The organism is Frankia canadensis (assembly GCF_900197875.1).
Classification (GTDB): Bacteria; Actinomycetota; Actinomycetes; order Frankiales; family Frankiaceae; genus Frankia; species Frankia canadensis.
Genome location: NZ_FZMO01000301.1, coordinates 1 through 18935, shown reverse-complemented (window position 1 = coordinate 18935; position 18935 = coordinate 1). Strand labels below are relative to the sequence as shown.

The following is an 18935-nucleotide window of genomic DNA, read 5'->3' as shown; positions in this document are numbered from 1 at the left end:
CACAATCTCTCCAATCTCCCCAGCAATCTGCCGACTCCTCGCTCTCTTTCCAGCGGCACGCATGCTACGAAGGACGTAGATGGGTCGCCCGCGTTCGGGTGGCCCACGCGGCATTTCTAGGGGTTCGTTGGTTCTCGACGGACGTCGTTGAGGTGGTGGTCGGCGTGCATGGCGGTGTGAAGTTCTACCGAGAAGCAGCGAAGTCTGCCCGGGCCTATGTCGAGCGTGACCGCTCACGGGCGGACGACTACTACCTCGGTGAGGGTACGGGCGTCGCGCAGCGGCTCACGGCGACCCCGGACGGTGTCGAGCATGCGGGGCCGATGGACGGCGACGCCTCCCATCCGGGGCAAGGTCGAGGTCCTGCTGGCCCAGACCAACCTGGTTGCCGAGCCAGGGGCGCGGATCGAGCTGGCCGAGGACATCACGGCTCGGGCCGCCGCGCGCTGTGTTCGGCTGCTCGCCTCACCGGACGTGCCCGAGCATGTCCGGGCCCTGACCTCCCCGCAGGTCCTCGCGGTCGAGGGCGACCTCGTGCGTCGCCTCGCCCGCCGCGCCGAGACGCCCGCCAGGCGTGTCCGGCTTCAAGGCCGAGGGTTAGTGCGGATCGACCCGACCCAGGCGGCCGTCGTGGGCACGTTGGCGGTTGACGGCACGTTGGTGGTGGTGGAGGGTGCGGCGGGTGCCGGGAAGACCACAGCGCTGAGGGCGACCCAAGAGCTGCTGGCACGGCAGGGGCACCGGCTGTTGGTGGTGACGCCGACGTTGAAGGCGGCCGAGGTCGCCGCCGCGGAGACAGGCGCCGACGGCCGCTCCGCGGCTTGGATGGTCCACCAGCACGGCTGGCGCTGGGACGACGACGGGCACTGGGCACGACGACCTGACGCCACCACCGCACCGGCCACCTGCCTGCGTCCCGGGGATCTGCTGCTGGTCGACGAGGCGGGAATGCTGGACCAGGACACCACCCGCGCCTTGCTCACGATCGCCGACGAGGCCGGCGCTCGGGTCGCGCTGGTCGGGGACCGGCACCAGCTTCCGGCGGTCGGACGCGGCGGCGTCCTTGACCACGCCCTCGCGTGGGCCCATCCCACGGCGGTCGTCACTCTGGAGACGGTGCACCGGTTCTCCGACCCCGGCTATGCGGCGCTGTCCCTGCGCATGCGCACCGGCGAGGATCCTGCCGCAGTGTTCGACGCGTTGCATCGCCGCGGGTCGCTCGTCGTCCACCCCAGCGACGTTGAGCGCACCGCCGCCCTCGCCGAGGCGGGAGCGGCCGGCGACCTCGTCGTCGCCGGAACCCGCGAGCACGTGGCCAGCCTCAACGCCGCGATCCGCGACCAGCGCCAAGCCGACCCGGCCACAGGCGACCCGGCGGATTCGGCCGATTCGATGGTGACCGCACGCGGCGAACGGATCGTGCTCGGCGACCGCGTCGCCACCCGCCGCAACGACCCCGACCTCGGGGTCGCGAAGCGGCCGACCTGGACTGTCACCGGCATCGACGACGACGGCAGCCTGACCCTGCGCGGTCGGAGCCGTGACTGGATGCTCCCGGTGGAGTACGCGACCAGGTTCGTCGAGCTCGCCTACGCCACCACCGTCCACGGGGCACATGGAGAGACCGTCGACCGAGCGCACGTCGCCATCGGGGACACCGCCGGCGCCGCGGCGGCCTACGTCGCCATGACCCGAGGGCGACACGGCAACACCGAGTCCGCGACACGCGACTGCCACTTACGTTTGTCGGAGTGCGGGGGGCTGTCCAGTGGTCGTGGCGCATGGCGCCGCCGAGATCGCCGGTGACGGTCTTATGTGTTCCGCTGCAGGCGATGTCCGACTGGGTGACCGGGCGGTGTACAGACAGCTGACTGCACAGCATGACATGATCATATCCGCGAAGGCAATCGACGATCGAGCCGGCGCTATTACGGCCCTGCATGCGATGGCAGCTCTCATGGATCTGGGCGTGCCGTGTGCGGTCACGCTGTCCGACGGCGAGCACAACCTTCCGGATGGGCTATTTCAGTCGGACTGTTCCGCACATCCTTAGACAGTTGAACAGCAGCGCCTTGGTCATATTCATCGACGGGATCTTCGGTAGTCGTTCAGATCGGTCTGAGTTCTCGTTTCCCCCTCCGAAGCACTCGTTGTACCACATTCAGGGGACGGCCGCGGGTACCCTGTGCCCCCGAGACTGTTCGCCCGGCTGCGTGATGACGTGATTCCGGGGGCTCGCTCCAAGGGTATCGACGTCCTGGTGTCAGCTGCTTACCACAGCCGGGGCGACGACTGGGGAATGGTGACGAATCCATCTACGGGGTGAACCATGAGGCATTCTTCGTCAGTTTTGGCGGAACTGGCCGAGTCCCCCGGCAGATGCGTCATATCGATGTCAGATCGCTGTGCAACTGCGCCCGTCTCACGGCCTATGCCGTCGAAGCGCTGGCGGACGGCAAGTCGGCCGCTGAGGTAGGATAAATCTGTAATAACACTACCGGCCGCCTGGCCGCCGCGCTCGCGATGAATTATGAGAGGTGCTCTTGTGACCCTGAACGTCGCGGTTCTGACGTCGCACCAGGGCTCGAACCTTCGCGCGCTACGCGCGACTTCCAACCAGGAGAGTTCCGGGTTTAAAATAGTGCTCGCGATCTGCAACAACGCCGGGGCGGCGGCACTCGCGTTCGCTAAGGACACAGAAATTCCGGCACTGCATCTATCTCGGAGGACCCATCCGAATCCGGGCGCACTCGACGCCGCGATGTGCTCCGCCTTGGAGGATGCCGACGTCGGACTGGTCGTCACAGCCGGGTATCTGAGGAAACTTGAGGCGCGGACACTAGCGCGATTCGATGGTAAGATCATTAATGTTCACCCAGCTCCGCTTCCCGAGTTCGGCGGGCAGGGGATGTTCGGGTCGGCGGTACACGAGGCGATACTTGCATCTGGAGTCCGGGTCAGCGGCCCCACTATTCACGTAGTCAATGCCGAATACGACGCCGGTCCTGTCATCGCCCACGCCGATGTTCCAGTTCTGGCAGACGACACGGTAGACAGTCTCTCCGCGCGTGTTCTCGAGATGGAACACCGGCTACTTCCAGCTGTGGTCGGTAGAATCGCGGCTGGAGAGCCGTTCTCGCTCGAGGCCCCCTGGAGTCTTCAGGAGGAGACGGTGCACGGGGCCCGGTCTCGGTGACGGATGTGCTGCGGCGTGCCTCGATGGCTGTGGTTCGTGCGAGCGAGCGCGGACGGGTAAACCGGGCGACGGCGCGAGCACTTGAAGCTGGTCACAGGCCTGTGTCCGGCTCAGCGCCCACTGACGACGCGGCGAGCCAGCGAAGCGAAGCCGCAGTGTCCGTTGCTACCGAAATACTGCAGCTTGTGGCAAGCCAGCCCCTCCCTGTCAGACTCGTGTGAGACACCCCAGTGGGTGCGGGTTGGCTACGGAGGGGTGATCGGAGATCCTTGTGTGGGCGGGCGGCTATGCCGTGATCGCACGCCCTTTGTCCCTCCAGACCGCGGGTGCCGTCGTCGCCAGGCCCGGCGAGGACGACGACAAGGGCGGGCACACCCTCGACCGCCTGCTCCCACCGCGCATCGCGCGGGCAGGCCAGGGGGCCCCGAGATGAGGCGTCGCCGGAGGCGGATCCGTTCCCATTCCCATCCGGCAGGTCCGGATCGTGCGGCCGGTCGATCACGACCAGCACCGGGCGTTCCCTCGTGATGCTCGCGACACGCTCGGCGTCCATCTCGCCCTGTGCAGCCTCGCCCAGGACGGCGTCGGCCAGGAGAACGGCAGCTCCCTGACCGGCCACCTCCCGGGCGAACTCGGCAACCAGCCGGCTCGCGCCCATGCCGGTTCGCTCTCGATGACCACCACCGCGCCGTCGTCGTCGAGCGCCCGCCGCCAGGCCTCGCGTAGCCAGCCCATCTCCACGTCCCGGCCGATCAACGGGTTCCGGTCAGCGCCCAGGCTGGCCGGAAGCGGCTGCGGCCGCGTCGGGTAGCGCGGCGGGCAGGGCTGCTCCGCCAGGATCGCGGACTCTAGCGCGCGCAGTTCGGGTCCCGGCTCCACGCCAACCTCGCGAACGAGGTGGGCGCGGGCCTCGCGATAGACATCTAGCGCCTCCGCCTGCCGGCCCGACTCGTGCAGGGCGACCATCAGCCTGGCCCAGAACCGCTCCCGCAGCGGATACTCGGCGACCAGGCGCCGGAGCTCGCCGACCAGCTCCGCGGCCCGGCCGATCGCGATCTCCGCGTCCAGTCGGTCGGCCGTGGCCGCGAGCCGCAGCTCCGCCAGTCGGTTCCGTTCCACCAGCACGAACTCGGCGTCGCCCACGTCCTCGTAGGCAGCGCCTCGCCACAGGCGCGACGCCCGTCGCAGTCGCGTCAGCGCCAGCTCGGGCGCGCCCGCCGCCAGCACTGGTCGGGCCTGTTCGAGAAGCTCCTCGAACAGCGTCACGTCGAGGCGCCGCGGATCGACCCGAAGGCTGTATCCCGGCGCGGAGGTGACGAGGACCTCCCAGTTCGACCGACGGCCGGGCTCCAGCACCTGGCGCAGCCTGGATACGTGACCCTGCAGGGTCTTGGCCGCCGTCGGCGGCGGGGCGCTGCCCCATAACCCCTCTACCAGCCGCGATGTTGTTCTGAAGCGGACGGTCTGCCTGAAGCGTCTGTGCAGGTCAGCAAGGGTGTACGGGTGACCGTCCGCCGCCTGTTTGCGGTCGGCGTTGCTACACCCGTTGCTACATAACGATCTACGAAAGACGCTAAACGATCTCTGTTGCGGGGCAAAACACCTGGCCAGAGATGGTGGGCAGGGGCGGGGTCGAACCGCCGACCTTCCGCTTTTCAGGCGGACGCTCGTACCGACTGAGCTACCTGCCCCAGCGTGTTGCGGGGTCGTAGGACAGAGGGCTTCTCCGGCCATACGAACGCGGTCCCGACGGGATTCGAACCCGCGACCTCCGCCTTGACAGGGCGGCGTGAACTCCAGACTTCACCACGGGACCATGCGCTACAGCGATCTTCAGTTGTGATGCCGGCCGGGTCCGTGGAGGCAGCCCGTCAGGATCTGGAGGTCATGCTACACGACAGGAGGACCGGCCGAGCGGGCGGTGGAGATGGATTCTTGCCCAACGCTCAGGGTGTCCAGACACTCGCGTCCCACTACCCACACACGACAGGCCGCCGTCACCTTCCGTCCAAGGCGACGCCGCCACCTTGGGCGAGGTCCGCGAGGTGGCGGCCGGAAGACCGGCCGCACGCCAATAGAGTGTCATCTGGTTCCGTCCGGGTGGCGGCGGCCGGCGGGTGCTGGCGGGTGGGTGGCGCGCCAGACGGGCGGAGGGACGCATCTTTGACGTCCTCGCCGGCAGGTCGACCGAATACGGGAAGCGCCTCCCGACACGAGCACCCAGGGGCGATCCGCAACGAATATCCTAGGTGTGCTGACCATTCGCGGCGACCGGCCGTGCAATATGTCCGATCTGTTCGGGCAGGGTGCTCAGAGGGCGCGTGCACGGGGCTCGCGTCGCGTGATCTCAGGCAGGCTCGTGTCCTGGGGAGGAGACTGATGCAGACGCCCTCCGCGGACCGAAGTGGGGCTGCCCGACCGCCATCGGCAATCAGTGTCAGAAATTCCGGCCCGTTGGCGGGCTTCGGCGACAAGCTCGCGACCCAGGTGGCCCGGCGGATCGAGGACGACATCATCGGCGCGGGCTGGCCGGTCGGCGCCGTGCTCGGCTCCGAGCAGGCGCTGATCGAGCGGTACGGGGTCAGCCGCGCGGTCTTCCGCGAGGCGGTGCGGATCGTCGAGCACCACCAGGTGGCGACGACGCGGCGCGGGCCGGCCGGCGGGCTCGTGGTGCGCGCCCCGGATGAGGCGGCGGTCGCCACCGCGCTCGGCGTCTACCTGGAGCGGGTCGGGGTGACGATCGAGTCGATCCTGCGCGCCCGCCACATCGTCGAGTCGCTGGCCGCCGCCCTCGCCCCGGCTCGCATCACCGAGGACGGCATCCGCGACCTGCGCGACATAATCAGCCGCCAGGCAGACGAGGATCCGACCGAGCTCGGTGCCCACCATCACCTGCACCACGCCATCGCGGCGGCCACCGGGAATCCGGTGCTCGTCCTGTTCGTCGACGTCCTCGACTCGCTGACCCGGCGCTACGCCGCCAACGACTACGACGCCAGCCGCCAGGCGCTGTCGCCGCAGCGGCGGGCGGAGATCCTCGGCGAGGTGAACCGCGACCACGCGGCGATCGCCGAGGCCGTGATCGGCGGGGACGCCGCCCGCTCCGAGCACCTCGCGACCGAGCATCTGCGGTCCATGCACCAGTGGATGGCCTCGCGGTCGGCCGGTGGTCCCGCCCGGCCGGTCCGCTCCTCCGGGCCGGGCCTGCGCTCGGTCGGGGCCGGCGCCGGCGACATGGCGCCCGGCAAGCTCGCCGAGACGGTCGCCGGGCGTATCCATGACGACGTCAGCCGCGCGGGTCTCGTGGCCGGTTCCGTCATCGGCTCGGAGAGCGAGCTACTGGTCCGCTACGGGGTGAGCCGGTCGGTGCTTCGCGAGGCCGTCCGCCTGCTCGAATACCACTCGGTGGCCCGGATGCGTCGCGGCCCCGGCGGCGGCCTGGTCGTTGGCCAGCCGGACCCGGCCGCGACGATCGAGGCGACCGCCCTCTACCTGGAATACAGCCGCGCCAGCGCCGAGGACCTGCGGATCGTGCGCGACGCCCTGGAGATCGGCTGCGTCGACATCCTGGTGGAGATCCGGGACGCGGCGCTGGTCGAGCGGCTCTCGATCATGCTCGCCGCCGGCGGCGACCCGTCGGCGGCCGCCATCAGCACGCGCCACGGGCACCACTGCCACCTCGAGCTGGCCCGGCTTACCGGCAACGAGGCGCTGCTGTCCTTCGTCCATGTACTCACGGAGATCTGGCCACGGCATCTCGAACCACCCGCGGCCCCGGTCCCCTGGTCGCCCCATGGGGCGGTCCGCCGTGCTTCGGCCGCCCAGGGCGAAGGCTCGGTGACCCTCCGGAGTCCGGCCGCGAACGGGAATTCCGCGGTGCGCGGACGCCCGGTCGGCCAGGGCGGCCAGGGCGGCCCGGCCGAGCGGAGCGGGCACGACGCGCGCAACGAGCAGGGCGCGCACAACGGGCAAGGCGCGCACAACGGGCAGGGCGGCCCGGCTGGCCGGGGCGTCTCCACCGGGCAGCGAGGCGCGGCGGTGCATGACGTGCGGGCCGCCCATCGCGGGATCCTCGAGGCCATCATCGACGGCGATCTGGGGCTTGCCCGGCACCGGATGCGCCGCCACCTGGAGGCGCCGCTCGACCCCGCCGCCCCGGCCCGGCACGGCGATCGATCCGCTTCTCTGGGCACGTGACCCGCGCCGCCGCTTCCGCCCATGTCCATCCTGGATGTGCCGGAATGGGCGGGTGGCCGCGGCCGACAGGCGCCGTTCGGATGCGCGGCGCAACCATGAGCGGGTCGTCCAGGCCGCGGTCGATGTCTTCGCCGAGCTCGGGCTGGCGGCGACAGTGCCGGACGTGGCCGCCCGCGCCGGCGTCGGCAAGGCGACGGTCTACCGCAACTTCCCCAGCCGCGAGGATCTGCTGTCCGCGGTGGTCGCGTATCAGCTTCGCTGGTTCAGGAACCTCGCCACCTCGACGCTGGCCGATCCCGATCCGAGGTGCGGCTTCGAGCGGCTGATCGACGGCTGGTTCGAGCGGATCATGTCGAACCAGCTCGCCCAGGACTTCCTGCGCCCGGACGCCCTGCCCGGAATGCGGGACTGCGGCGCGGAGGTGACGGAGATCGTCGATCAGGTCGTGGTGCGGGCGCAGAAGGCGGGAATGGCGCGGGTCGCGTCCGCCCGGGCGACCTGCGCACGATGATCAGCGGCTGCGCCCGGCGGCTGGCCGAGACGGGCCAGCGCGACGCCGAATCCCGCCACCGGTCACTCAGCTCATCCTCGACGCCTTCCGCCGGCCCGCCGACCAGGGCGACCATCGCTCGGGGCCGAGGGACTGACATTCCGATCAGATCGGATCCTCGTCACGCGGGCGCGCCCGCGGCCACGGCCCGCCGGGTCGGCGTGGCATCGTCGGTTCCGGCACACGGCGCATGGGACGGTCCACGAGGGGTGAGCGGCGCTGATCACGGAACTGACAGCGGTGCGACACGGGCAGAGCGAGTCGAACGTCGCCTTCCCGGCGGCGCGGGCGGCGGGACTTCTGGACGCGGGCATCGGCAGCCGGGACGCGGACGTCAGGCTGACGGCCCTCGGCCGGGCTCAGGCGTCCGCGCTCGGCCGCGCGCTGGCCGCCGAGCCACCGATCGTGGCCCCGCCGGAGGTCGTCGTCTGCTCCCCCTATCTGCGCGCCCGGCACACCTATGAGATCGCCGCCGAGGCCGCCGCCAACGCCGGCCGGACGCTGCCCGCGCCGCGTTTCGACGACCGGCTCGTCGACCGGCTGCTGGGCGAGCTGGAGATGCTGACCCAGCGCGCCATCGAGACCCTCTTCCCCGCGGAGCTGTCGCGCTGGCGCTCCACGGGGACGTGGCTGTACCGGCCGCCCGGTGGCGAGAACTTCCCCGACATGGCCGACCGGCTCGGCTCCCTGCTGGCCGACCTGCACGCGGAGCATGCCGGCCGGCGCGTGCTCGTCGTCGCCCACGACGCGGTCGTCGTCGTGCTGCGCCAGCTCGTCGAGGGGCTGTCCTGGGCCGATCTGGACCGAATCAGTGCCGCTGGCGGCGTGCGCAACGCCGGCATCACCCGCTTCGCCCGGGACGGCGACCGACTCGCGCTCGCCGAGTTCAACTCGGTGTCCCACCTGGCCGGCGTCCGCGCCGACCCGCCGGGCTGAGCCGACTGTCAGCGCAGTTCGCGACGCCAGACGACGCGGAGACCGGACCAGTTCTCGTCGAGCGCGGCGACCTTGTTGTCGACCAGGCCGCGGGGCAGCGCGACCTCGCGCACGAGGTTCTCGGTGACGTCGCTGCGGTGCCCGGCCGCCTTCCTCGGCCAGGCGATCCACAGGGCGCCCGCCGGCCGGATCGGCTCCGCGAAGGCCGCGACGGCTGCGTGCACGTCCACCGGCTCCCGGCAGAAGGCCACGCACACGTCCACGGCTGTGGCCGCGTCGGCGGGTAGCGCGTCGGACGTGGGCAGCGGCAGGAGGACTGGACGGACGTCGCCGGGGAGCTCCGGGACGGTCCAACCGGGGGGTGCGGCGGCGAGCACGAGTCGGTGGCCCGGCTTCACGCCGAGTTTGCGAGCCAGCGGCGTCCGGGAGTAGCCAGCACCCGTAAGCCTGGCAGCCGCTTCCCGGCCAGAGGCCGGGAAGCGGTCGCGAGCCGCGTCACCGCCGCGCGGGGACGAAGTGATCATTCGAGCACGGTATCGTGGCCCTCAGGTCGAGAGGCGCTGCAACGGGCCCAGGTCCGCCACGCTCGGCCCGTACCACTCCGAAAGGGCGCCTCCCACGACAGGGAGGTGTCGCATGGCCGGTGCCACGTCCGTCCAGGAAGGGTCCGTCGGCGAGGGGTCGACGATCCGGTCGGGTACGCGGGACAGCGCCGAGGAGCTGCGGGAGCTGCTGTCCCAGCGGGTGGTCGTCCTCGACGGGGCCTGGGGCACCATGCTGCAGAACGCGGGGCTCACCCCGGCCGACTACCAGCTCGACTCGCTGCGGGATCACCCGAAGGACGTCACCGGCGACCCGGACCTGCTCAACCTCACCCGGCCCGACGTCATCCTCGACGTCCACCGCCAGTATCTTGCCGCCGGCGCCGACATCACCACCACCAACACGTTCACCGCGACCAGCATCGGCCAGGCCGACTACGGTCTGGAGTCGCTGGTCCGGGAGATGAACCTGCGCGGCGCGCGGCTCGCCCGGCAGGCCGCGGACGAGGCCGGCGGACGGTTCGTCGCGGGCTCCATCGGCCCGCTCAACGTCACGCTGTCGCTGTCGCCACGGGTCGAGGACCCGGCGTACCGGGCGGTGACCTTCGAGCAGGTCCGCGCCGCGTACGCCGAGCAGATCCAGGCGCTCGCCGACGGCGGCGTCGACCTGCTGCTCATCGAGACGATCTTCGACACGCTGAACGCCAAGGCCGCGATCGCCGCCGCCCGCGAGGTCGCCCCCCACCTGCCGCTGTGGATCTCGGTGACGATCGTCGACCTGTCCGGGCGGACGCTGTCCGGGCAGACGGTCGAGGCGTTCTGGACGTCGATCGCGCACGCGCACCCCCTGGTCGTCGGGGTGAACTGCTCGCTCGGCGCGGAGGAGATGCGCCCGCACATCGAGGCGCTGGCCCGCCTCGCGGACACCCACACCGCCTGCCACCCCAATGCCGGGCTGCCCAACGCGTTCGGCGGCTACGACCAGACCCCCGAGGAGGCCGGCCGGCTGATCGGCGAGTTCGCCGCAGAGGGCCTGGTCAACATCGCCGGTGGCTGCTGCGGGACGACACCCGCCCACATCGCCCGCATCGCCGCCGCCGTCGGTGGCCTGCCGCCCCGCCAGGTCCCGGCGCCGCCGGCGCGGACCAGGTTCAGCGGCCTGGAGACGTTCGAGATCGGCGCGGACACCGGCTTCGTCATGATCGGCGAGCGGACGAACGTCACCGGTTCGGCCCGGTTCCGCCGGCTCGTCGAGGCCGACGACTACCAGGCCGCGATCGACGTCGCCCTCGAGCAGGTGCGCGGCGGGGCGAACCTGCTCGACGTCAACATGGACGCCGACCTGCTCGACAGCGAGCGGGCGATGACGACCTTCCTCAACCTGCTCGCCACCGAGCCGGAGGTCGCCCGCATCCCGATCATGGTCGACAGCTCGCGGTGGAGCGTGCTGGAGGCGGGGCTGCGCTGCGTGCAGGGCAAGGGCGTGGTCAACTCGATCAGCCTCAAGGAGGGCGAGGAGGTCTTCCTCGGGCAAGCCCGGCAGATCCAGTCGTTCGGCGCCGGCGTCGTCGTCATGGCGTTCGACGAGCAGGGCCAGGCCGACACCACCGAGCGCAAGGTGGCGATCTGCGGCCGCGCCTACGACCTGCTCACCCAGCGGATCGGCTTCGCGCCCGAGGACATCATCTTCGACCCGAACGTGCTGGCGGTCGCCACCGGCATCGCCGAGCACAACGGCTACGCCAAGGCGTTCATCGACGCGCTGCCGCTGATCAAGCAGCGCTGCCCGGGCGTGCGGATCAGCGGCGGCATCTCGAACCTGTCGTTCTCCTTCCGCGGCAACGACGTCGTCCGCGAGGCGATGCACTCGGCGTTCCTGCTGCACGCGGTGCGCGCCGGCCTCGACATGGGCATCGTCAACGCCGGGCAGCTCGCCGTCTACGAGGACATCCCGGCCGAGCTGCTCGAACTCGTCGAGGACGTGCTGTTCGACCGGCGTGAGGACGCCACCGACCGGCTCGTCGCCTTCGCCGACACGGTCCGCGGCGCGGGCACCCAGCGGGTCGTCGACCTGTCCTGGCGCGAGGCGCCGGTCGCGGCGCGGCTCTCGCACGCGCTGGTGCACGGCATCGTCGACTTCATCGAGGACGACACGGAGGAGGCGCGGGCGAGCGCCGCCCGGCCCCTCGACGTCATCGAGGGTCCGCTCATGGACGGCATGAAGATCGTCGGCGATCTGTTCGGCTCGGGCAAGATGTTCCTGCCGCAGGTCGTGAAGAGCGCCCGCGTGATGAAGCGCTCCGTCGCCTACCTGGAGCCGTTCATGGAGGCGGAGAAGGCGCTGCTCGCCGAGCAGGCCGCCGCCGCCGCTGCCGCCCGGGCGGCCGATCCCGACGCCACCGAGGCAGAGGCGGACGCGGACATCGCGGCGGCGGACGCGGCGGCGTCGGGCCCGCGGGGCAACGGCAAGATCGTGCTCGCCACCGTGAAAGGCGACGTGCACGACATCGGCAAGAACATCGTCGGGGTCGTGCTCGGTTGCAACAACTACGAGGTCATCGACCTCGGCGTCATGGTCCCGGCCAAGGTCATCCTGGACACCGCGATCGCCGAGAAGGCGGACGCGATCGGCCTGTCCGGCCTGATCACGCCGTCGCTCGATGAGATGGTCGCGGTCGCCGCCGAGATGCAGCGCCGCGGGCTGCGGCTGCCGCTGCTGATCGGCGGGGCGACCACGTCACGCCAGCACACCGCCGTGCGCATCGCGCCCGCCTACGAGGCGGTCACCGTCCACGTGCTGGACGCCTCCCGCGTGGTCGGGGTGGTCTCGGACCTGCTCGATCCGGTGCGGGCCGAGCAGCTCGACGTGCGCAACCGCGAGGAGCAGGAGCGGCTGCGCGAGCAGCACGAGAACCGGCGGTCACAGCCGCTGCTCAGCCTGGAGCAGGCCCGGGAGAACCGGGAGCGGGTCGACTTCGGCGACCTGCCGGTGCCCGCGTTCACCGGCCGGCGCGCGGTCACGCCCGACCTGGCGGCGCTGCGCGAGATGATCGACTGGCAGTTCTTCTTCCTGGCCTGGGAGCTCAAGGGCAAGTTCCCGGCGATCCTCGACCAGCCGGTCGCCCGCGAGCTGTACGACGAGGCGAACGTGCTGCTCGACCAGATCATCAAGGACGGCAGCCTGCAGGCGAAGGGCGCATACGGGTTCTGGCCCGCCGCCGCCGAGGGCGACGACCTGGTGCTCGAGGCCGGGGACGCGGTGCCCGGCACGGTCGGTGGCCGGCTGCGGCTGCCGATGCTGCGCCAGCAGACGCAGAAGCCCACCGGCCGGCCCAACCGCGGCCTCGCCGACTACGTGGCGCCCACCGGCGACCACCTGGGCGCCTTCGCGGTGGCCATCCACGGTGCGGACGTACTGGCCACCGGTTTCGAGGAGAACCAGGACGACTACCGGTCGATCATGGTGAAGGCGCTGGCCGACCGGCTCGCCGAGGCGTTCGCCGAGTACGTCCACCTCGCCGCGCGGCGGGACTGGTTCGAGCCGGACGCCGAACCGAGCCTCGAGGATCTGCACGCCGAGCGCTTCCGCGGCATCCGGCCGGCCTTCGGCTATCCCGCGAGCCCCGACCACAGCGAGAAGAAGGCCCTGTTCGATCTGCTCGACGCCGGTTCGGCCGGCCTCGGGCTGACCGAGTCGTTCGCGATGACCCCGGCCTCCGCGGTCAGCGGGCTGATCTTCGGCCACCCGGACTCGACGTACTTCACCGTCGGCCGGATCGGCCGGGACCAGGTCGAGGACTACGCCCGCCGGCGCGGCCTCGAGGTCGCCGAGATCGAGCGCTGGCTACGCCCGAACCTCGCCTACGACCCGGACTGACCCTCCCCGGCGCCGCGCGCCGGGCGGGTCACGGGCCCTTCCCGCGCCCGGCGGAGGTGAGCTGCGCGGCATCGGGGCATCGGGACGATCCCGGGCGGGCATTCCCGAACGGTGCGCCGTCCCGTCGACCCTGCCGTGCGCCCGGGATCGGCCGCGTCCGCGCCGCGGCCCGCGGGCGACAACCTCAACGTGGACACGGCCGGGGCTGGCGGCGGTCCGGGCAGGACGCCTGGCGGCCCGAGCAGGGTGAGCGAGGGCTCAGGCAGGGCGGCCGGCGGTGGGCCCGGTGGAGCCCTCGGGCGCCGGGCGCGGATCGGGATCGCCCTCGCGCTGGTCACCGCGATGCTGTGCTGGCCGGGTGCGATCGCCGTCCTGACGACGAACCTCACGGTGCAGCGGGCCGCCTACTACCGGCAGGCCGTCGACGAAACGGATCTCTACCGCCGGCTCTACGACCAGGTCCTCGCCGATCCGGCGGTCGCGGGCGTGACCCGCGACCTGCTCGCCGGGCTGCCCGTTCCGCCCGCGTTCGTCGTCGACAACCTGCGGATCGTCGCCCCCGAGCCGGCGGTACGCGGCGCGGTGGACACCCTGAGCGGCCAGATCGCCGGCTACCTCGGTGGAACGCGCCCCGAGCTCACGCTCAGCGTCGACCTGCGCCCGCTGTTCGTCGCCATCGCGAAACTGGCGACCATCTACCTGGCGGGCGAACTGTCCGGAACGCCGACCTTCCAGGTCCACGACGTCGCGTCCGTCACCCAGGTCCTGATCGCCGGCCTCGACCAGATGGCCCAGGGGCGCCGGCCGGCAGGCATCCCCGCCACCGATCTCACCGACCGGCAGGCGGCCCGGGTCGGCGCGGTCCTGCTCGCCCGCCTGCCCCCCGCGGACCGTGGCCGTGTCCACGACCAGGTTCTCGGGCTGCTGCGACAGGGAAAACTCGCGGCCGCGCTGGCCGTGGTGGGGCCGTTGCTGTTCTCCGGTGACGAGGCGGCCCTCGCCGACCTGCGCCGACGGGTGGCCGGCGATCAGCTCGACCTCGGCGCGCCGCTGGCCCGCGCGCACGAGTCGGCCGGCACCGGCCTGCTGCGTGCGCTGCACGGCCTGGGCCGCGCCGGTTCCCTGACGGTGAGCGTGCTGCTGGCGACGCTCGCGGTCGTGGTCGTGCTGCTCGCCACCCGGGCCGCTCGGCGCGGGCGCGCGGACGCCCTGCTGCTGGTCGCCGCCACGATGCTGGCCGGAGGGCTGCTGGCGCTGCTTGCCGGGCTGGCGCTGCCGCGGGTGGTCGGCGATCCGGCGGCGGGTGTCCTCGACGCCTATCCAACGGTGCCGCCGCGGTTGCGCGAGCTGGTCGGCGACCTGCAGGGCAGTCTCGTCGGCGGCATTCGCGCCGTCTGGACGGAACTGGCCGCCGCGGTGATGATCGTGGGCGGCGTCGCCGGCCTCGGCGCGCTGCTCGTCCGGGGGGTGCCGCGGCCGATCGCCCGGCGGCGCGTGCTCGGCTTCACCATGGCCGCCGCCGTGCTGTTCAGCTGCGGGTGGCTGGCGACGCCCGCCCGGCTGCGCGGCGCCGAGGCCGCGAGCTGCAACGGCAGCCGTGCGCTGTGCACGCTGCGCTACGACCAGGCGGTGTACGCGGCCAGCCACAACGCCATGGCGTCGAGCGCGGCCGACTTCGTCGGCGCCACCCAGGACCCCGATCTCGTCGGCCAGCTCGACACCGGCGTGCGGGCCCTGCTGCTCGACGTGCAGCACTGGACGACACCGACGCAGGTGCGGACGTTCCTGGCGGGTCTGAGCCCGCGGGAACGCGAGGCGCTCGCGCCGCTGGCCCGCGGCGCCCGCTCCGCGCGGCCCGGGCTCTGGCTGTGCCACAGCGTCTGCCAGTTCGGCTCGCTGAACCTGGACGTGGCGCTGCGGTCCGTCGGCGACTGGCTGGAACGCAACCCGTCCGAGGTCGTGACGCTGATGCTGCAGGACTCCGTGCCTCCCGGCGAGGTGATCGCGGCGTTCCGCCGGGTGGGGCTGACCCGGCATCTCCTCACGCCACCGACGAACCCGCACGGCCGGTGGCCGACGCTGGGGCACCTGGTCGCCACGGACCGGCGGCTCGTGGTCTTCGCCGAGAACGCCGACGTGCCCGGCACCTGGTATCGCCGGTTCTTCCGGTATGGCGCGGACACGCCCTTCGACGTGCCGACCGCATCCGCGTTCACCTGCCGCGTCGGCCGCGGCTCACCGCACGCCCCGATGCTGCTGGTCAACCACTGGATCGAGGGCGACGGCCCCGGACGGACCTACGCCGACGCCGTGAACCGGGCGCCGTCCCTGCTGGCCCACCTACGCCAGTGCCCCAGGACGCGGGCCGCCCCGACCTTCCTCGCGACCGACTTCACCACCATCGGCGATCTCGTCCCGACCGTCGCCGCCCTGAACGCGCGGCGCACCCACCAGGGACACTGAGGCGCGCCGACTCCGAACGGGCCGTGCTGGTTCGGACGCCGTGCTGGTTCGGACGCCGTGCTGGTGTGGACGCTCTGTGCCGGTCCGGACGCTGTGCCGGTTTGTCGGGACGGCTCCGGGTATCCAGACGGCGTGTCTTCCGGCCACCCCGCGCGGCGCGATCCGATGGCTGGGGCGCTGCGACACAGGGGCCGGGCACCGGGCCGGGGCGGCCCCGACGGGCCCACGACCGGCGCCCGCTCATGGCTGACGGTCGCGGTGGTGGCGGCGCTGCTGGTCGCGGCGATCCTCGCCGTCCGTGGCCCGCGTCCCGGCGGCGGCCCGGGGCCGGCCCTGGTCGTCGGCGACTCGGTGGTGGCGGTCGCGTCGCGGGCGGCGGACACGGCGCCGGTGCGTCTCGTCGGTTATCCCGGCCTGGCCCCCGACGTGTACGCCGGCACCACCTCGCCGTTACTCCCGGACGACTTCGCGGCCGCCGGCCGGCCACGCACCGTGATCCTGAACTGGAACGGCAACAATCCGCGCCTGCTGATCGGCACCGCGCTCGTCGCCGACTACCGGGCCGAACTCACCGCGCAGATCCGCTGGTACCTGGCGCACGGGGTGCGGCGGATCGTGCTGGCGGCGGCGCTGCCGTCGTCGTTCAACAGCGACGGCCGGCAGGTCGACTGGACCTCGCCGGACTCCGCGCGCGGCGGCTGGATGCTCGGCAGCGCGCGGCTCAACGACCTCTACCGCCAGCTCGCCGCCTCGTTCCCGGACGAGGTGCGCTACTCGGACCGCGCCGCGCGGTCGATCCACCCGGCGATGACGTTCACCACCACACTGGACGGCCACCGCTGCATCGCGGACTTCGTCCACCCCACGCCGTACTGCGCGGCCCGCTACGCCCGCGCGCTGGCCGCCCTGGCCGGCGGCGGCTGACCGGCGACGGCGGCGGCCTCACCGCCGACCAGCGGGCCATACGCGTCAGGGCGACGGGTCGTCAGGAACGGGAACAGCGTGAGCCAGTCCCGCCGCTGGTCGAGATCGAGATCGGCGACCAGCACGGCCGGGCGGTCGCGCGGCGCCCGGACCAGCACGCGCCCGTACGGGTCGCTGATGAACGAGCTGCCATAGAACGTGAGCGCCCCCTCGGTGCCGATGCGGTTCACGGCGACCATGAACAGGCCGTTCGCGATCCCGTTGGCGACGATCACACGGTGCCACAGCGGCTCGGTGTCGAAACCGGGATGGTCCGGTTCCGAACCGATCGCGGTCGGGTAGACGAGCACGTCGGCGCCGGCCAGCGAGTAGGCCCGGGCGAGCTCCGGGAACCACTGGTCCCAGCAGGTGGGGAAGCCGAGCCGCCCCTGCTCCAGCGCGACGACCGGGAAACTGCCCGGCCCCGCCGGCCCGGGGCGGAAGTAGCGGTCCTCGTGGTAGCCCGCGGTGACCGGAATGTGTAGCTTGCGGGTCCGGGCGAGCAGCGTGCCGTCCGGTCCGACGACGATCGCGGTGTTGAACCCGAGGCCATCGGGCCCCTCACCGTCCCGCGCCTCACCGTGCGGCCCCTCACCGTCGGCCCGCCCGCCCTCGGGCCGTTCGTAGAGCGACATGTGCACGGCGATGCCGAGTTCGCCGGCGAGACTGGCGGCGAGCCGGCGGGTGGGGCCGTCGTCGACGCTCTCGGCGAGCGCGGCGGGCACCCCGGCGCCGGCGGGTGGCGGCGTGTCCGCGAAGTACCGCGACAGCGTCAGCTCCTGGAAGCAGACCAGCCGGGCGCCGAGCCGCGCCGCTTCGACGGCACCATCGCGCAGCGCGGCGACGTGCTCGGCCGGATCCGGATGCCAGCGGTGCTGCACGGCGGCGATGCGCAGTGGCGCACGTGTCGGCGGCGAGACCCGGGCGGGCGATCCCGGGGCGCCGACGCTGGTGATCGTCAGCATGCTCCGATGGTCTCACGCCCGCGGCGGCGGCGTCGGAGCCGTACGTGACCGGTCGTGTGCGCCGGGCCTGCGATGATGGCGGGATGAGCACCCTGCCCGCCGGCCGCCGGATGCCGGCGGAGTGGGAGCCGCACCGCCGGACCTGGATGGCCTTCCCGCCGCCGAACGCCACCTTCGGCGCCGAGGGCTCGCCCGGTCTCGAGGCCGCGCGCGCCGCCTGGGCCGAGGTGGCCACCACGATCAGCCGTTACGAGCCGGTCATCCTGCTCGCCGGCCCGGGCCGGGCCGCCGCGGCCGCGCGCCGGCTGGTGCCACCCGCGGTGACCGTCGTCGAGCAGCCCCTCGACGACGCGTGGGCCCGCGACACCGGCCCGACGTTCACCGTCGACGGCGGCGACCGGCTGGGCGCGGTCGACTGGGTGTTCAACGGCTGGGGCGCCCAGGACTGGGCGTGCTGGGACGCCGACCGCGCGCTCGCGGGCGCCGTCGCGGCACGGGCGGGCGCACGGGTGCGCTCCTCGACGCTGACCAACGAGGGCGGCGGCCTCGCCGTGGACGGTGCCGGAACGGTGCTGCTCACCGAGACCGTGCAGCTCGACCCGCACCGCAACCCGGGCTGGGACCGGGCCCGGGTGGAGGCCGAACTGCACGCCCAGCTCGGCACGACCCGGGCCGTGTGGCTGCCGCGGGGCCTCACCCGCGACTACGACCGGTACGGCACCCGCGGCCACGTCGACATGGTCGCGGCGTTCGTCCGGCCCGGCCTCGTCGCGGCGCACGCCCAGCCCGACCCGGATCATCCTGATCATGTGCCCATGAAGGAGCTCGCCGCGGTGCTGCGGGCTGGCCGGGACGCCACCGGGCGGCCGCTGGAGGTCGTGGAGATCGCCGCGCCCACGGTGCTGGAGGTCGACGGGGGGGCGGCCGGCTACTCGTACCTGAACCACTACGTCGGCAACGGGTTCGTCGTCGCCGGCGTCTTCGACGACCCGCGGGACGTCGAGGCCCTCGGCCTGCTTGCCAGGCTGTATCCGGGACGGCGGATCGAGCCGGTGGACGCCCGGGTGCTCTTCGCGAACGGCGGCGGGGTGCACTGCGTCACCCAGCAGCAGCCGGCGATCACGCCGTAGCGATGTCACTTATTGACAGACGTATCGGAAATCGTTTTCATCAGAGGCGTAGCCCGCCGCCGACGAGGAGACGAGTCCGTGCCTGCCCCGCCACACCGCCCCCCGTGCCCCCGGTC

The 18935-nt window shown here is 72.2% G+C and carries 12 protein-coding genes and 2 tRNA genes; 9 read left to right on the top strand and 5 right to left on the bottom strand.

Annotation, left to right across the window (positions count from 1 at the left end; translation table 11 throughout):
- The first annotated feature begins 312 nt into the window (after positions 1-312).
- Positions 313-1806, top strand: coding sequence for an ATP-dependent DNA helicase (locus C1A33_RS21260; RefSeq protein ID WP_207770414.1), 1494 nt, complete (start codon positions 313-315; stop codon positions 1804-1806).
- Between the two features lie 739 nt (positions 1807-2545).
- Positions 2546-3196, top strand: a complete 651-nt coding sequence (gene purN / locus C1A33_RS21255; RefSeq protein ID WP_243407789.1) for a phosphoribosylglycinamide formyltransferase — start codon at positions 2546-2548, stop codon at positions 3194-3196.
- A gap of 498 nt (positions 3197-3694) precedes the next feature.
- On the opposite strand, the gene C1A33_RS21250 is transcribed toward purN, so the two are convergent.
- From C1A33_RS21250 to C1A33_RS21240, 3 genes are all read right to left on the bottom strand, one after another.
- Positions 3695-4552 carry an AfsR/SARP family transcriptional regulator gene (locus tag C1A33_RS21250; protein WP_165818514.1) on the bottom strand — a complete coding sequence of 286 codons (858 nt, stop codon included), beginning with the start codon at positions 4550-4552 and terminating at the stop codon, positions 3695-3697.
- A gap of 258 nt (positions 4553-4810) precedes the next feature.
- Positions 4811-4887, bottom strand: a tRNA-Phe gene (locus tag C1A33_RS21245).
- A gap of 50 nt (positions 4888-4937) precedes the next feature.
- Positions 4938-5012: transfer RNA gene (locus C1A33_RS21240), tRNA-Asp, on the bottom strand.
- 638 nt (positions 5013-5650) lie between these two features.
- On the opposite strand from C1A33_RS21240, the gene C1A33_RS21235 reads away from it, so the two are divergent.
- The 3 genes from C1A33_RS21235 to C1A33_RS21225 all read left to right on the top strand — a co-directional run bounded on the left by C1A33_RS21235 (position 5651) and on the right by C1A33_RS21225 (position 8879).
- Positions 5651-7393 (top strand): FadR/GntR family transcriptional regulator, encoded by a 1743-nt coding sequence (locus C1A33_RS21235; protein WP_243407788.1) that lies wholly within the window; start codon positions 5651-5653, stop codon positions 7391-7393.
- 52 nt (positions 7394-7445) lie between these two features.
- Complete coding sequence (locus C1A33_RS21230) at positions 7446-7904, top strand: TetR/AcrR family transcriptional regulator (protein WP_243407787.1); 459 nt, start codon at positions 7446-7448, stop codon at positions 7902-7904.
- Between the two features lie 279 nt (positions 7905-8183).
- Positions 8184-8879 carry a histidine phosphatase family protein gene (locus C1A33_RS21225; RefSeq protein ID WP_243407786.1) on the top strand — a complete coding sequence of 232 codons (696 nt, stop codon included), beginning with the start codon at positions 8184-8186 and terminating at the stop codon, positions 8877-8879.
- An 8-nt stretch (positions 8880-8887) separates the two neighbouring features.
- On the opposite strand, the gene C1A33_RS21220 is transcribed toward C1A33_RS21225, so the two are convergent.
- Positions 8888-9403 carry a DUF3052 family protein gene (locus tag C1A33_RS21220; protein ID WP_101833164.1) on the bottom strand — a complete coding sequence of 172 codons (516 nt, stop codon included), beginning with the start codon at positions 9401-9403 and terminating at the stop codon, positions 8888-8890.
- A 112-nt stretch (positions 9404-9515) separates the two neighbouring features.
- On the opposite strand from C1A33_RS21220, the gene metH reads away from it, so the two are divergent.
- From metH to C1A33_RS21205, 3 genes are all read left to right on the top strand, one after another.
- On the top strand, positions 9516-13298 hold the full coding sequence (gene metH / locus C1A33_RS21215) for a methionine synthase (RefSeq protein WP_101833163.1): 3783 nt from the start codon (positions 9516-9518) through the stop codon (positions 13296-13298).
- A 246-nt stretch (positions 13299-13544) separates the two neighbouring features.
- Positions 13545-15761 (top strand): phosphoinositide-specific phospholipase C-related protein, encoded by a 2217-nt coding sequence (locus tag C1A33_RS21210; protein ID WP_243407785.1) that lies wholly within the window; start codon positions 13545-13547, stop codon positions 15759-15761.
- Between the two features lie 165 nt (positions 15762-15926).
- On the top strand, positions 15927-16685 hold the full coding sequence (locus C1A33_RS21205; protein ID WP_243407784.1) for a hypothetical protein: 759 nt from the start codon (positions 15927-15929) through the stop codon (positions 16683-16685).
- On the opposite strand, the gene C1A33_RS21200 is transcribed toward C1A33_RS21205, so the two are convergent.
- Positions 16646-17689, bottom strand: coding sequence for a nitrilase-related carbon-nitrogen hydrolase (locus C1A33_RS21200; RefSeq protein WP_101833162.1), 1044 nt, complete (start codon positions 17687-17689; stop codon positions 16646-16648). The genes C1A33_RS21205 and C1A33_RS21200 overlap by 40 nt on opposite strands.
- Positions 17690-17772: 83 nt before the next feature.
- Here C1A33_RS21200 and C1A33_RS21195 point away from each other — a divergent pair, with 83 nt between their 5' ends.
- A complete protein-coding gene (locus C1A33_RS21195) occupies positions 17773-18819 on the top strand; it encodes an agmatine deiminase family protein (protein WP_101833161.1) in 1047 nt (348 codons plus the stop codon).
- Positions 18820-18935 lie beyond the last annotated feature (116 nt).

Coding starts and splice junctions, on each gene's coding strand:
- C1A33_RS21195 (WP_101833161.1), top strand. CDS start 17,773: ATGAGCACCCTGCCCGCCGGCCGCCGGATGCCGGCGGAGTGGGAGCCG.
- metH (WP_101833163.1), top strand. CDS start 9,516: ATGGCCGGTGCCACGTCCGTCCAGGAAGGGTCCGTCGGCGAGGGGTCG.
- C1A33_RS21260 (WP_207770414.1), top strand. CDS start 313: ATGCGGGGCCGATGGACGGCGACGCCTCCCATCCGGGGCAAGGTCGAG.
- C1A33_RS21220 (WP_101833164.1), bottom strand. CDS start 9,403: ATGATCACTTCGTCCCCGCGCGGCGGTGACGCGGCTCGCGACCGCTTC.
- C1A33_RS21200 (WP_101833162.1), bottom strand. CDS start 17,689: ATGCTGACGATCACCAGCGTCGGCGCCCCGGGATCGCCCGCCCGGGTC.
- C1A33_RS21205 (WP_243407784.1), top strand. CDS start 15,927: ATGGCTGGGGCGCTGCGACACAGGGGCCGGGCACCGGGCCGGGGCGGC.